Source organism: Pseudomonas sp., assembly GCF_050739935.1.
GTDB lineage: Bacteria > Pseudomonadota > Gammaproteobacteria > Pseudomonadales > Pseudomonadaceae > Aquipseudomonas.
Genome location: NZ_JBOICF010000084.1, coordinates 94951 through 108472 on the forward strand (window position 1 = coordinate 94951; position 13522 = coordinate 108472).

Sequence of the window (13522 nt, forward strand, 5' to 3'; positions counted from 1 at the left end):
CATGCTACGTCGACGGCGGGGGTAAACAAATCGGCTCGAAAAACCTTCCGCTCAACCACCATAACGGCCGTCCGACGGAAATCCACAGGGCATTCGTCCGTACTCTTGCTCGCCGGACGACCGCTCGGGCGCTTCGACCAAGGTTTACCTTGCGTCAGGGTGTCGCGCCGATGGCCACGCGGTATACTGCCGCGCCTTTTTCCTGCCGCTGCGCCTGAGCGGCAGCCGAGCCAATGGCCGTTTGCGTGGAGCGCCCGACGTTCTTGCGCCGACCGCCTTATAAATGTTCCCGCCTGATAGAGGAGAACACCCATGACCGTGATCAAGCAGGATGACCTGATTCAGAGCGTCGCCGACGCCCTGCAGTTCATCTCCTATTACCACCCCGTCGATTTCATCCAGGCTATGCACGAGGCCTACCTGCGCGAAGAATCGCCGGCCGCGCGCGACTCCATGGCTCAGATCCTCATCAACTCGCGCATGTGCGCCACCGGCCATCGTCCGATTTGCCAGGACACCGGCATCGTCACCGTTTTCGTTCGCGTCGGTATGGACGTGCGCTGGGATGGCGCCACCATGAGCCTGGACGACATGATCAACGAAGGCGTGCGTCGCGCCTACAACCTGCCGGAAAACGTCCTGCGCGCCTCGATCCTCGCCGACCCGGCGGGGGCTCGCAAGAACACCAAGGACAACACCCCGGCGGTCATCCACTACTCCATCGTGCCGGGTAACACCGTGGAAGTGGACGTGGCGGCCAAGGGCGGCGGCTCGGAAAACAAATCGAAGATGGCGATGCTCAACCCGTCCGACTCCATCGTTGACTGGGTGCTGAAAACCGTTCCGACCATGGGCGCTGGCTGGTGCCCGCCTGGCATGCTCGGCATCGGCATCGGCGGCACCGCCGAGAAGGCTGCGGTCATGGCCAAGGAAGTTCTGATGGATTCCATCGACATCCACGAGCTCAAGGCTCGAGGCCCGTCGAACCGTCTGGAAGAAATGCGTCTGGAGCTGTTCGAGAAGGTCAACCAGCTGGGCATCGGCGCCCAAGGCCTGGGCGGTCTGACCACCGTACTCGACGTGAAGATCATGGATTACCCGACCCACGCAGCTTCGCTGCCGGTCTGCATGATCCCCAACTGCGCTGCGACCCGTCACGCCCACTTCGTGCTCGACGGTTCCGGCCCGGCTTCACTGGAAGCTCCGCCGCTGGACGCCTATCCGGAAATCGTCTGGGAAGCAGGTCCGTCGGCTCGCCGTGTCAATCTCGACACCCTGACCCCGGAAGACGTGCAAAGCTGGAAACCGGGCGAAACCGTTCTGCTCAACGGCAAGATGCTCACTGGCCGCGACGCAGCGCACAAGCGCATGGTCGAGATGCTGAACAAGGGTGAAACCCTGCCGGTCGATTTGAAAGGTCGCTTCATCTATTACGTCGGCCCGGTCGATCCGGTCGGTGACGAAGTGGTAGGCCCGGCCGGCCCGACCACCGCCACCCGTATGGACAAGTTCACCCGGCAGATTCTCGAACAGACCGGCCTGCTGGGCATGATCGGCAAATCCGAGCGCGGTCCGACCGCCATCGATGCGATCAAGGACAATCAGGCTGTTTACTTGATGGCCGTCGGCGGCGCTGCCTACCTGGTTGCGCAGGCGATCAAGAAATCGCAGGTCCTGGCATTCCCGGAACTGGGCATGGAAGCGATCTACGAGTTCGAAGTCAAGGACATGCCGGTCACTGTCGCTGTCGACAGCAAAGGCGAGTCGGTACACATCACGGGTCCTGCCATCTGGCAGAAGAAGATCAGTGAAAGCCTGGCGGTAGAAGTGCAGTAAGCCCTTCGCTATCAGCTACGAAAAAGCCCGGCCTGAGTGCCGGGCTTTTTCATGCCTGCGTCGATGGCCAATCATTTACCCACTGCGTGCAATAGCCCGCCGACGCTGGTAACCGCGTAGTACTACACCCATGGAGCGGCGCTTGTACGTTTTTGAGCGGTTCGGGTTGCCGGCGGTAACGTGCGCAAGATCGCCATTACGGCCGGGCAATTCGCCGATTCAGTCTCGCCGATCCAGCGCATTGACCACCAATCGATCCACCCAGCCCCACAGCCGTTGCTTGACCCGCCGCCAGAGCGGGCGCGACTGCCAGTCTTCCAGGCTGACCTCACTGCTGACCCGAAAGTCCCGCTCGAAGCTATCGCTCACAGCCAAGGTCAAGGATGGGTCCATCGCTTCAAGATTGGCCTCCAGATTGAAGCGCAGGTTCCAGTGATCGAAATTGCACGAGCCGATGCTGACCCAGTCGTCCACCAGCACCATTTTCAGGTGCAGGAAACACGGCTGGTATTCGAAGATTTTCACCCCCGCCTTAAGCAGACGCGGGTAATACCGGTGGCCTGCGTAGCGCACTGAAGGATGATCGGTGCGCGGGCCGGTCAGCAGCAGGCGCACATCGACGCCGCGTGAGGCAGCCCGACGCAATGCGCGGCGGACTTTCCAGGTCGGCAAAAAATAAGGAGTCGCCAGCCAGATACGCTTCTTGCTGGTGTTCAGCGAACGAACCAGCGATTGCAGAATGTCGCGATGTTGGCGGGAGTCAGCGTACGCCACGCGGCCCAGACCGTGACCGCTGACCGGCGCTCTCGGCAGTCGGGGAAGGCCGAAATTTTCCGCCGGGCGCCAGGCGCGGCGTCGAGAGTTGGCGTGAAACTGACGGTCAAACAGCGCTTGCCAGTCGAGCACCAGCGGACCGCGGATCTCCACCATGACTTCGTGCCATTCGCTGCTGTCCAGATCCGGCCGCCAGAATTCGTCGGTTACGCCCGTTCCCCCGACCACGGCCAGCGCTTTGTCGACCAACAGCAGCTTGCGATGATCCCGGTAAAAATTGCGAATGCCCCGGCGCCAATGCACGCGATTGTAGAAACGCAAAATCACGCCCGCTTCGGTCAAGCGCGTGCGCAGGCCCAGGGTAAATGCCAGCGCGCCGAAATCATCGAACAGGCAACGCACGATCACCCCACGCTTCGCTGCATTGACCAGCGCCTGGACCACGGCTTCGGCGCAGACGCCGGCTTCTACCAAATACAGCTCCAACTCCACTTGCTGCTGCGCGGCCTCGATGGCGGCGATCATGCGCGGGAAAAACGCCGGGCCGTCGATCAGCAGATTGAAATGGTTTTCTTCACGCCACGGAAAGATCGCGCCTCTCATGTTCAGCGCGCCATGAAGATCAAGACAGCACCGACGGACGCAGAAAACCAACCGCAAAAGAGTCAATGCCCTTGGGGCCGACGCCGCGCTGCAGATCGAGGAAGCGACGGACTTTGGAGATGCCGGTGATTCTGGTGAAGCTGAACGACAGGCGCGCGGACTGGCTATGCAGATACCAATTGGGCTGAGCAGGCAGCGCCAGGACGGCGAGCGAGGCCAGCAACAGCCGGATGAAAGTGGGCATGAGAACTCCAGAGGCGCGAATGGGGCAACCTTATCCGGCTGTCTGACCGCAGGCAAACAAGTCCGTTCGTTCGCGTCCGGCCGTCGAACGCTTCTGCGGCCCTTTCCCCTGTCACGCAACCATCACCAAAGCTTAATGGTGGTGACATCGGCCCTCCCTAGCCTGCAGTCGTACCCCAATGCTTCGAATAATCAGTCGACCGGCCTGGACGAAGGCTGGCTCACGGAGACGCCCATGACTCAGATCGCCAGTATTCGAGACACCCGCTCCGAACGTCGCCTGCAGGCCGAACACCTGATCGGCCCCCAAGCCATGCAGGAAGCACAGGCTTTGCGCTTCAGCGTGTTCAGTGGCGAATTCAACGCAAAGCTCAAGGGCGCCGAGCTTGGCCTGGACATCGACAATTATGACCTCCACTGCATGCACATCGGCGTGCGTGACCTCAGCAGTGGCCGCTTGGTCGCCACCACTCGCTTGCTCGATCATAAGGCCGCCAACACCCTGGGCCGTTTCTACAGTGAAGAAGAATTCAGCCTGCACGGCCTGGATCATCTGCAAGGCCCGATCCTTGAGCTGGGCCGCACCTGTGTCGACCCGGCCTATCGCAACGGCGGCACCATCGCGGTGCTATGGAGCGAGCTGGCCGAGGTACTCAACAAAGGCGGTTACAGCTACCTGATGGGCTGCGCCAGCATCCCGATGCAGGACGGCGGCATTCAGGCGCACGCAATCATGCAACGCCTGCGCGAGCGTTATCTGAGCACCGAACACCTGCGTGCTGAACCGAAGAAGCCGCTGCCAAGTCTCGATCTGCCGAACAACGTGATCTGTGAAATGCCGCCATTGCTCAAGGCCTACATGCGCCTGGGTGCGAAGATCTGCGGCGAACCGTGCTGGGACGAGGATTTCCAGGTGGCCGACGTGTTCATCCTGCTCAAGCGCGACGAGTTGTGCCCGCGCTATGCCCGCCACTTCAAGGCAGCAGTCTGATGAGTACGCTGCGCAGTCATGCGCGCGTTATCCGCGTACTGGCGGTCATAGCCCTGGGGCTGACCATCGCCGGCACTTTCGCGATGATGGAACGCCTGCGCGTCGGCAACTCCATGGCCCGTCGCCAGCGCTGGACCAGTTGGTTCATGGCGCGACTGAGTGCCGCCCTGCCGTTTCGCGTGACCGTCAGCGGCAAGCTGCCGGGCCAGCCAATGTTGTGGGTCAGCAATCATGTGTCGTGGACCGATATCCCGCTGCTGGGCATGCTCGCGCCGCTGTCGTTTCTGTCCAAGGCGGAGGTGCGTACCTGGCCGGTGGCCGGTTGGCTGGCGTTGAAGGCCGGCACGTTGTTCATCCGGCGCGGGTCAGGCGACAGCAAGCTGATTCAGAAGCAGATGGGCCAGCACTTGCTGGGCAATCATTCGCTGATGATTTTCCCCGAAGGCACCACCACCGATGGCCGCAGCCTGCGCACGTTTCATGGTCGCCTGCTGTCCAGCGCGATTGAGACCGAGGTCGCGGTGCAGCCCGTGGCGATTCAATACCTGCGCGATGGCAAGCCTGATCAGATCGCGCCGTTCGTGGGTGATGACGACCTGCTATCGCACTTGCGTCGACTCTTCGCCAACCACGTGAGTGATGTGCACATCCATTTGCTGACGCCCATCGAGTCCCAGAACAAGGAGCGCGCGGCACTGGCGTTCGAAGCCCAGCAGGCGGTGCATACAGCGTTGTTTGGCGAGGCCGTTCAGCCTGCGCAAGTCCGGCCAGCGGCCAAGGCAGCCTGAGCGAAGGCCTGAAGCTGCGGGTAGAATTCGCTGAAATCTTCGCTCAATGGCCGATAAAGCGCCTGCAGCTCCTGCATGGCGCCGGCTAGCCCTTCGGGGCGCGACAGGCGTCGGGAAATCCCGGCGAGCGCATTGCCGACCACCTCGAAATCCACATACGAGCCCAGCCAATCCTGCGCCGCCATGCGCGGAGCGATCATCGCCAGACGTTCGGGCAACTCCGGTTCGTTGGCCAGCACTCGATAGACCTTGTTGGTGAAGGCATTGAGCGGCACATCCGAATAGAGCGCCCAGTCCCGCGCCAGGCAGTGATCGAAAAACACGTCGAGCACGATCCCGGCATAACGCCGACGCTCAGCCGGAAAACGCCCCATTGCCTGCTTGATCAGGGGATGAGCGTCGGTGAAGGCGTCAATGCGTCGATGGAGCCGAATGGCATCTTCAATGTCCACGGGAAACCGACCCGGCAACAGCCCTTTGACGAAATCGCCGTACAGGCTGCCGAGCAGTTGCGCAGGCGTCTGACCGCCCAGATGGAGGTGTGCGAGGTAATTCATCAGCGTATGGCGCGAACCTGTGGGAGCGGATTTATCCGCGAGACGTCAGTACCTTCACCACATTTGTTGCGCCTGTAAAGCTGCCATCGCGGATAAATCCGCTCCCGCAAGGTAAGCGCTATATATCGTTATAACCCGATATACCGATTCACGCTTTACTAAGCACCAAATCATATTTGTATATCGCGATTTACAGATATAAAGTTCGCCCCATCGCGATATACCGCTACACACGGATTGAGAACGACATGCCTATCGACCTCGACGAAATAATAAAAGCCCTGGCCCACCCGGTTCGCCGTCAGATTCTGGTCTGGCTCAAGGAGCCCTACGCCTGTTTCCCCGATCAGGATCACTCGCTGGAGAACGGCGTGTGCGCCGGTCAGATCGACCAACGCGCCGGTCTGTCGCAATCCACGGTTTCGGCGCATCTGGCCACCTTGCAACGCGCTGGCCTGATCACCAGCAAGAAATACGGCCAGTGGCATTTTTTCAAACGTAACGAAGACGTCATTCAGGCGTTTTTGCAGGAGCTGACAAAACAGCTCTGAACACCCATTCAAAGGAGACGCCCCCGTGCCTCTATCGCTTCTTATCCTGGCCCTGAGCGCCTTCGCCATCGGGACAACCGAGTTCGTCATCATGGGCCTGCTGCCCGACGTTGCCACTGACCTGGGCGTCAGTATTCCCGGTGCCGGCTGGCTGGTCACCGGCTATGCGCTGGGTGTCGCCATTGGCGCGCCGTTCATGGCCATGGCCACCGCCAGACTGCCGCGCAAGGGCGCGCTGGTCACGCTGATGGGGATTTTCATCATCGGCAACCTGCTTTGCGCCGTCGCTGCCGACTACAACATCCTGATGTTCGCCCGGGTGATCACCGCCCTGTGTCACGGCGCATTCTTCGGCATCGGCTCGGTGGTGGCTGCGGGTCTGGTTCCAGCCAACCGCCGCGCCTCGGCCGTTGCATTGATGTTCACCGGCCTGACCCTGGCCAACGTGCTGGGCGTGCCACTGGGCACCGCGCTGGGTCAACAGGCTGGCTGGCGCTCGACCTTCTATGCGGTCACAGTGATCGGCGTCATCGCCTTCATCGGTCTGATCCGCTTTCTACCGGCCAAACGTGATGAAGAAAAACTCGACATGCGCGCCGAGCTACGCGCCCTCAAAGGCATCGGCATCTGGCTGTCGCTGAGCATGACCGCGCTGTTCGCCGCGTCGATGTTCGCCCTGTTCACCTACGTCGCGCCGCTGCTGGGCGAAGTCACCGGCGTTTCGCCACTGGGCGTGACCTGGACCCTGCTGCTGATCGGCCTGGGTCTGACCGTTGGCAACATCATCGGCGGCAAGCTGGCTGATCGACGTCTGGCCGCCACGCTGATCGGTGTGTTCATCGCCATGGCCGTGATCTCGACCGCCCTGAGCTGGACCAGCGTTGCGTTGATTCCGGCCGAAGTGACGCTGTTTCTCTGGGCCACCGCTGCCTTCGCCGCCGTGCCTGCCCTGCAGATCAACGTCGTGACCTTCGGCAAGGAAGCACCGAACCTGGTTTCGACCCTGAACATCGGCGCCTTCAACGTCGGCAATGCCCTCGGCGCGTGGGTGGGTGGCAGCGTCATCGCTCACGGCTTCGGCCTGACCAGCGTGCCATTGGCAGCCGGTGGCCTGGCGGTATTGGCCCTGCTGGTGACCCTGATCAATTTCCGTCAGCGCGGCGATGCCGGGCTGGCTGCTCTTGCGAACTGATCTTTCAGAATCAGAGTTACAGAAAGTTGCGTCAACACACTGCGGATTCACTTATTACCGATTGCATTGAGGATTTCCCCGATGACCACCATTTTTGACCCGATCACGATCGGCGAACTCGACCTGGCCAACCGCATCATCATGGCCCCGCTGACCCGCTGCCGCGCCGACGAAGGCCGGGTGCCCAACGCGATGATGGCCGAGTATTACGTGCAGCGCGCCTCTGCCGGTCTGATCATCAGTGAAGCGACTTCGGTCACCCCGATGGGCGTCGGTTATCCGGATACTCCGGGCATCTGGTCCGCCGATCAGGTTCGCGGCTGGGGCAACATCACCAAGGCCGTGCATGCCGCAGGTGGCAAGATCGTGCTGCAACTGTGGCACGTGGGCCGTATTTCGCATTCGAACTACCTCAATGGCGAAGCGCCGGTTGCCCCGAGTGCCATTCAGCCTAAAGGTCATGTCAGCCTGGTGCGTCCGCTGTCCGACTACCCAACGCCACGTGCACTGGAACTGGCTGAAATCGAAGACGTCGTCGACGCGTACCGGGTAGGCGCCGAGAACGCCAAGGCTGCCGGTTTCGACGGCGTGGAGATCCACGGCGCCAACGGTTATCTGCTCGATCAGTTCCTGCAAAGCAGCACCAACAAACGCACCGACGCCTATGGCGGCTCCCTGGAAAACCGCGCGCGTCTGCTGTTGGAAGTGACTGATGCAGTCGTTGAAGTCTGGGGCGCGGGGCGCGTTGGTGTGCACCTGGCGCCGCGCGCTGATTCTCACGACATGGGTGACGATAACCTGGCCGAAACGTTCACATACGTTGCCAAGGAGTTGGGCAAGCGTGGCATCGCCTTTATCTGCGCCCGTGAGCGCGAACTGGACGACAGCCTGGCACCGCGTTTGAAAGAGGCGTTTGGTGGAGTATTCATTGCCAACGAGAAGTTCACCAAGGACAGCGCCAATGCCTGGTTGGCCAGCGGCAAGGCTGACGCCGTTGCATTCGGCGTGCCGTTCATTGCCAACCCAGACCTGCCTGCGCGGCTGGCGAAAGACGCGCCGTTGAATGACGCGCATCCTGAGACCTTCTACGCTAAGGGGCCGGTGGGGTATGTGGATTATCCGACGCTGTAAATAGGGGAATTGATATTGGCATCGGGAATCGGAGGCTCAAGCTAACGCTCTTCGCATTGCTGATTGTCATACACAACCACCCACGGTAGGAGCCGGCTTGCTGGCGAACGCGGAGTGTCAGGCAACATATCCATACCTGACCCACCGCGTTCGCCAGCAAGCCGGCTTCTACAGTTGATCAGAGGTGTAGAAGAGTGTGTCCGGCATCAGCATTGCGAAAAGCGTTACGGCACTCCAAAAAAAACCCCGAACCAGTCGGGGCTTTTCGCGCTACGGCATTCGCTTAGTAGTAAGCGTTCTCTTTCTGCGTATGGTCAGTCACATCACGCACACCGGCCAACTCGGGAATACGCTCGAGCAATGTGCGCTCGATGCCTTCCTTGAGCGTCACATCGGCCTGTCCGCAACCCTGGCAACCACCGCCGAATTGCAGCACGGCGATGTTGGCCTCGTCTTCCTCGACCACGTCGATCAACGTCACCTGGCCACCATGGCTGGCAAGACCGGGGTTGATCTCGGTCTGCAGATAATAATTGATACGCTCGTTGATCGGGCTGTCGGCATTGACCATCGGTACCTTGGCATTCGGCGCCTTGATCGTCAGCTGGCCACCCATGCGGTCGGTGGCGTAATCGACCACTGCGTCGTCCAGAAATGCCTCGCTGAACGAATCGATCCAGGCCGTGAAGCTTTTCAGGCCGATGGCCTTGTCTTCCGGCTTCTCTTCGCCCGGCTTGCAGTAGGCGATGCAGGTCTCAGCGTATTGGGTGCCAGGCTGGGTAATAAACACGCGGATGCCGATGCCGGGGGTGTTCTGCTTTTGCAGCAGATCGGCCAGGTAATCGTGGGCGGCATCGGTAATAGTAATAGCGGTCATGAAAATTCCTCGCAGACGTGGGCGCAGTTTACGCCATTCCGTGGCAACTGACAAAGTCCTAGTATTTCGCTCAGGTACTACGCGACGAAAGACTCGCTCAAGACAGCGCTGCTGTTTCGCTGACCGCCCTTCTGCTGTCCAACCAGCCCTTCATCCGGCGATAAAGACCCTTCTCAATCCATTCATAGCTCAGCCACGCGCCCAATGCGATGACCGGCACGCACACGGCAAACGCCACGTAAGGGTTCAGCCCGTAACGTTCGGTCGCCAGCCAGCCGCCGTACAGCACCAGAACGTGCAGCAGGTACACCGAATAGGAGCAGTCGCCCATGGTTTTCAACAGACGGCTGCCGCGCAGGTACGGCTCCAGGGAGATGCATGCCACTACTATGACGGCACTGGGCACGCCCCAATGGATGAATCGCAGGTCCGGCTGCAATTCCTTGATGGCCAGCAACGCACCGCCGATGGCCAACAGTGGCAGCCACAGACGCTCGGTGATCCAGCCGCGGCGGTAAATGACGCCGATGCCGATACCGAGCAGGAATTCGTACACGATATCGTTGGCATAAAATCGGCTGATCAACCCGGAACGCCCCAGCACGTCGGTCACGGCGAACAGTGCGGCGGCGATTATCAGCGGGCGCAGACGCTGCTGGAACAGGAACACCATCGAGAACAGTACGTAAAACAGCATTTCGTAATTCAGCGTCCAGCCAACGTTCAGCGTCGGGTACAGCCCGTAGCCGCCGGGGTTTTCCGACGGGATGAACATAAGCGACAGCATGAAGCTCTGCCAATCCACTACCTGATGCGGCAACAGCGGATGCGCGACCAAGACCAAAAGGCCCATGACCAGGGTGTAGAGCCAATAGGCGGGCACGATCCGGATAATGCGGTTGAGCATGAAGCGGCTGGCGGGAATGTCCCTATCCACCGTAGACAGGTAGATCACCAGGCCGCTGATGACGAAAAAGATGTCGACGCCGACAGCGCCTTTTTCAGTGAAGAAACGGCCAATCGGGCCGCTGGGATGGAAGTCGAAAAAAATCTGCATGAAGTGGTGACACACAACAACCCACGCGGCGAGTGCCCGCAGGGCTTGAACCGAAATCAACATCTGCAACCTCTTGCTTACTCTGGTTTGACCCACGACCAGGACCTCAAAAAGCCCACGCTTGCAGGACGACTCACGGGTTCCGACTAACGCCGGTGCGAAAAGGTTCGGCAGAACTGACGGGCTGCATAATGGCTGCAGGCCATGTTTTATAAGGGTTTTTGGGTTTCGACCAGCGTGTATGGGGGCCACGTGGATTTGAATTTTTCGTGACTAATTTGCGGCGGGCCGGCCGGAAAATGGGTACTGACCACCGCAATCTCCTGTAGGAGCCGGCTTGCTGGCGAATGCGGTGGGTCAGCTGCACATTTATCGATTGACGCTCTTGGTTCGCCAGCAAGCCGGCTCCTACAAGGGATCGGGGTGGGTCAGCTGCACATTTATCGACTGACGCTCCCGGTTCGCCAGCGAGCCGGCTCCCACAGGAGATTGCGGTGTGTCAGAACTACCGCTTACAAGTTCTCATACCGATTCATATCCAACACCCCAGCCTCCTGCGGTTCGGTCTCTTGAATGTAGCGGTCCAGGTCGTGGAAATATGTCCAGAACAGTGGGTTGCTACGACGCACGCCCCAGCGCTGAACGATCCTGTCGAAAGCCTCTTTGTGCTCGTGGGCGTGCTCCATCGCATCGACAAACGCGTTCACTTCATTGGCCGGGACGTTGAAGATGAAGTTCGGGTAGCTGCTCAGGACGCCCGGATAAATCGTCAGCGTGTCGAGACCCGGTTGATAGCGGTACGCTTCGCCCAGCAGGAACGCCACATTGCTGTGCGCGCGGTTGCGCAACATGCTGTAGACGATGCGCTTGCCGCTGCCATCCTGAATACGCAGCATCGTCGCTTCCGGCAACAACTCGATGACACGCAGCCCCGCCGCCGGACGCGACACCAGACGGCTCAGGGACTGCTCTACGTCGCTGAACACCGGCCCCACGCCCTGCCGCGAGCAATAGGCGCCACGGCAATGGTTGATCGGATCGGGCGCGGCATTGAGCGTGCCCGCGCGCTCGATCAGCTTGCGTTCAAAGTCATGCTTGGGGTCTTTCTCGTCGAGTTTGATACCGCTCGGCGTGTCGTCGTCGATGGCCTGGTAATCCAGCCACATCTTCACTTTGCCGCCGTTCTGGTACCAGCTGCCGAGGATGTCGTCACGTTTGTTCGCCGGCATCAGCCGCAGGAAGTTGACTTCGGCGCCGTTGCGGATCAGGTCGAAATACAGACGGGTCTGAACCTGATGCGAGACGTTGCCGTACACGTCGAAATTAACCACTAACTGATAATAGGTCCGTTCCAGCAGCGGGTAATCGAACAGCCACACGGTGGTGGGCAGAGCGCCGATCAGGCCCTTGTTGACCGTGGCGCTGTCGAAATGGCGAAAGATGGTCAGCAAGGCGTTGTCGTTGCCTGCCCAGAGCGTCGCCCAGCCCGGCGGCGGCATATGCGCGTAAGCATCGCTGCGCAGGTCTTCGTATTCGTTGCGCTTGTCGCGGTAGTTGTGCCACAGGCTCAAAACGCTGCCCACGTTATCGTTTTGTCCGGGCATCGCCAGGAGCGGCGTCGCCTTGCCGCGGTAAACGGCATCGGTGATGTAACGATCGTGAGCGGGATCCTGGAACAGCGCCCAGAAATGATCGCGGATCACGTCGGTGGCAATCTCGCCACGACACACCGGGCCGCGGATGAAAGTGCGCACAAAATACTCTGCGTTATCCAGCATGAACTGATAACGCGCGACCGCCGGGATCTGCTTGAAGGTATCGAAAGGGTTGGCGCGCCGCTGCGGGCCATACCCCGGCAGCTCGGTGGCGTGCCAGTTGCCGCTGTAGAACAGCTGCTTGACCCGCGCCAGCTTCTGCGGACTCATTGGATAAGTGATATGGGTCTTGTGCACGATGACGCCCTGCACCGGCATCAGACGGTAATAGAAATTGGTGCCGGGATCGTCATCGGGACGGCGGGTAGCGATCAGATCCACCGGTTGGCCGCTTGGCGTGCGTGAACGCACCCATTGAAAGAAATGCCCCGGCTCGCCATCGGCGAAATAGATGTGCGCCAGGAACAGATGCTCATACAGCCAGCGAGCGACCAGTGCCTCGGTTGAACCGGGACGGTTGAGCAGGTTCTCCCATTCAGTGATCTGCGCAGACTCGCCTGCACTCGCCTGCACCGGCGTCTGCTCCACCGGAGCGCCCGCCGCCAGCCAACTCTGCAGTGTGTTGTATTGCGCGTCGGTCAAGCCAGTCACCGCCAGCGGCATGCCTTGACCGGGATGGGCCTTGGCGTAGCCCTCGAACTCTTGCGGCAGCGGGCACATGTTCGCGCGATTGAGCCCCAACGCGATGTTATCCGGCAGTTTTGCATTGGGCACCAGCGGCGTGCTGTGACCGAATTCCAGCATCCTGGCCATCAATGCAGCCTGATTGCTTTGCCCGTCCAGCACCGAATAGAAGCCTTTCTTGCGCCACGCTTCAGGGCCATTGGCGTCGTAGAAGATCCGCGTCGGCGCCACGGCCCGACTCCGATCGCCCTGGTACACCGGCACTTTCGAAGCACCGCGCAACACGCCTTCGCCGCTGCCCAGGTTCAACTGGCAGGCAGCATCGTTGCAGGCGTGGCAGGCGACGCACTTCTCGGTGAAGATCGGCTGAATGTCGCGGCTGTAGGAGATAGCAGGGGAAATGGCTGGTGACGACGGGGGCGATTGCGCAAACGCTGCACCGCAAAACAACAAGGCCACAGTGATGGCGAACAAGCGATGCAACATGGAACGGGCGTCCTGAAATAAAAAACCCGATGATTCTACCTGTCGCGAGCAGCCGTCAACATGAGCAGAATTCATTTAAATCCCGCGCCGGTTTAAA

At 60.3% G+C, this 13522-nt stretch carries 12 protein-coding genes; 6 read left to right on the forward strand and 6 right to left on the reverse strand.

Annotated features, from left to right (window positions below):
* The first annotated feature begins 312 nt into the window (after window positions 1-312).
* Entirely contained in the window at window positions 313-1836 is a 1524-nt protein-coding gene (locus ACRER8_RS17035; RefSeq protein ID WP_431747390.1) for a fumarate hydratase, read from the forward strand.
* A 219-nt stretch (window positions 1837-2055) separates the two neighbouring features.
* Here the strand turns inward: ACRER8_RS17035 and ACRER8_RS17040 are convergent, their stop codons facing one another.
* Both ACRER8_RS17040 and ACRER8_RS17045 read right to left on the reverse strand, forming a co-directional pair.
* Complete coding sequence (locus tag ACRER8_RS17040) at window positions 2056-3213, reverse strand: phospholipase D-like domain-containing protein (protein ID WP_431747391.1); 1158 nt, start codon at window positions 3211-3213, stop codon at window positions 2056-2058.
* 19 nt (window positions 3214-3232) lie between these two features.
* Window positions 3233-3457 (reverse strand): hypothetical protein, encoded by a 225-nt coding sequence (locus ACRER8_RS17045; protein ID WP_431747392.1) that lies wholly within the window; start codon window positions 3455-3457, stop codon window positions 3233-3235.
* A 234-nt stretch (window positions 3458-3691) separates the two neighbouring features.
* On the opposite strand from ACRER8_RS17045, the gene olsB reads away from it, so the two are divergent.
* Entirely contained in the window at window positions 3692-4447 is a 756-nt protein-coding gene (gene olsB / locus ACRER8_RS17050; protein WP_431747393.1) for an L-ornithine N(alpha)-acyltransferase, read from the forward strand.
* A complete protein-coding gene (locus ACRER8_RS17055) occupies window positions 4447-5235 on the forward strand; it encodes a lysophospholipid acyltransferase family protein (protein ID WP_431747394.1) in 789 nt (262 codons plus the stop codon). The genes olsB and ACRER8_RS17055 overlap by 1 nt, the downstream gene beginning before the upstream one ends.
* Here ACRER8_RS17055 and ACRER8_RS17060 read toward each other — a convergent pair.
* Entirely contained in the window at window positions 5196-5792 is a 597-nt protein-coding gene (locus ACRER8_RS17060) for an ACP phosphodiesterase (protein ID WP_431747395.1), read from the reverse strand. The two genes, ACRER8_RS17055 and ACRER8_RS17060, sit on opposite strands and share 40 nt — an antisense overlap.
* Before the next feature lie 248 nt (window positions 5793-6040).
* Between ACRER8_RS17060 and ACRER8_RS17065 the strand changes: the two genes are divergently transcribed.
* The 3 genes from ACRER8_RS17065 (at window position 6041) to ACRER8_RS17075 (ending at window position 8666) form a co-directional block, all read left to right on the forward strand.
* Window positions 6041-6343, forward strand: coding sequence for an ArsR/SmtB family transcription factor (locus tag ACRER8_RS17065; RefSeq protein ID WP_431747396.1), 303 nt, complete (start codon window positions 6041-6043; stop codon window positions 6341-6343).
* A gap of 25 nt (window positions 6344-6368) precedes the next feature.
* Entirely contained in the window at window positions 6369-7535 is a 1167-nt protein-coding gene (locus ACRER8_RS17070; protein ID WP_431747397.1) for an MFS transporter, read from the forward strand.
* An 81-nt stretch (window positions 7536-7616) separates the two neighbouring features.
* Complete coding sequence (locus ACRER8_RS17075) at window positions 7617-8666, forward strand: alkene reductase (protein ID WP_431747398.1); 1050 nt, start codon at window positions 7617-7619, stop codon at window positions 8664-8666.
* Between the two features lie 283 nt (window positions 8667-8949).
* On the opposite strand, the gene nfuA is transcribed toward ACRER8_RS17075, so the two are convergent.
* The 3 genes from nfuA to ACRER8_RS17090 all read right to left on the reverse strand — a co-directional run bounded on the left by nfuA (window position 8950) and on the right by ACRER8_RS17090 (window position 13425).
* Window positions 8950-9543: a Fe-S biogenesis protein NfuA gene (nfuA, locus tag ACRER8_RS17080; protein ID WP_110949778.1), complete on the reverse strand. Its 594-nt coding sequence runs from the start codon at window positions 9541-9543 to the stop codon at window positions 8950-8952.
* 97 nt (window positions 9544-9640) lie between these two features.
* Window positions 9641-10663, reverse strand: coding sequence for an acyltransferase family protein (locus ACRER8_RS17085; protein WP_431747399.1), 1023 nt, complete (start codon window positions 10661-10663; stop codon window positions 9641-9643).
* Between the two features lie 449 nt (window positions 10664-11112).
* The gene (locus ACRER8_RS17090; protein WP_431747400.1) at window positions 11113-13425 is read right to left on the reverse strand and encodes a fatty acid cis/trans isomerase; all 2313 of its coding nucleotides are present in this window, start codon (window positions 13423-13425) and stop codon (window positions 11113-11115) included.
* Window positions 13426-13522: the final 97 nt, after the last annotated feature.

Excerpts from the sequence above, each read along its gene's own strand:
- nfuA (WP_110949778.1), bottom strand. The coding sequence starts at position 9,543 with ATGACCGCTATTACTATTACCGATGCCGCCCACGATTACCTGGCCGAT.
- ACRER8_RS17045 (WP_431747392.1), bottom strand. The coding sequence starts at position 3,457 with ATGCCCACTTTCATCCGGCTGTTGCTGGCCTCGCTCGCCGTCCTGGCG.
- ACRER8_RS17060 (WP_431747395.1), bottom strand. The coding sequence starts at position 5,792 with ATGAATTACCTCGCACACCTCCATCTGGGCGGTCAGACGCCTGCGCAA.
- ACRER8_RS17065 (WP_431747396.1), top strand. The coding sequence starts at position 6,041 with ATGCCTATCGACCTCGACGAAATAATAAAAGCCCTGGCCCACCCGGTT.
- ACRER8_RS17085 (WP_431747399.1), bottom strand. The coding sequence starts at position 10,663 with ATGTTGATTTCGGTTCAAGCCCTGCGGGCACTCGCCGCGTGGGTTGTT.
- ACRER8_RS17075 (WP_431747398.1), top strand. The coding sequence starts at position 7,617 with ATGACCACCATTTTTGACCCGATCACGATCGGCGAACTCGACCTGGCC.
- olsB (WP_431747393.1), top strand. The coding sequence starts at position 3,692 with ATGACTCAGATCGCCAGTATTCGAGACACCCGCTCCGAACGTCGCCTG.
- ACRER8_RS17040 (WP_431747391.1), bottom strand. The coding sequence starts at position 3,213 with ATGAGAGGCGCGATCTTTCCGTGGCGTGAAGAAAACCATTTCAATCTG.
- ACRER8_RS17090 (WP_431747400.1), bottom strand. The coding sequence starts at position 13,425 with ATGTTGCATCGCTTGTTCGCCATCACTGTGGCCTTGTTGTTTTGCGGT.
- ACRER8_RS17055 (WP_431747394.1), top strand. The coding sequence starts at position 4,447 with ATGAGTACGCTGCGCAGTCATGCGCGCGTTATCCGCGTACTGGCGGTC.
- ACRER8_RS17035 (WP_431747390.1), top strand. The coding sequence starts at position 313 with ATGACCGTGATCAAGCAGGATGACCTGATTCAGAGCGTCGCCGACGCC.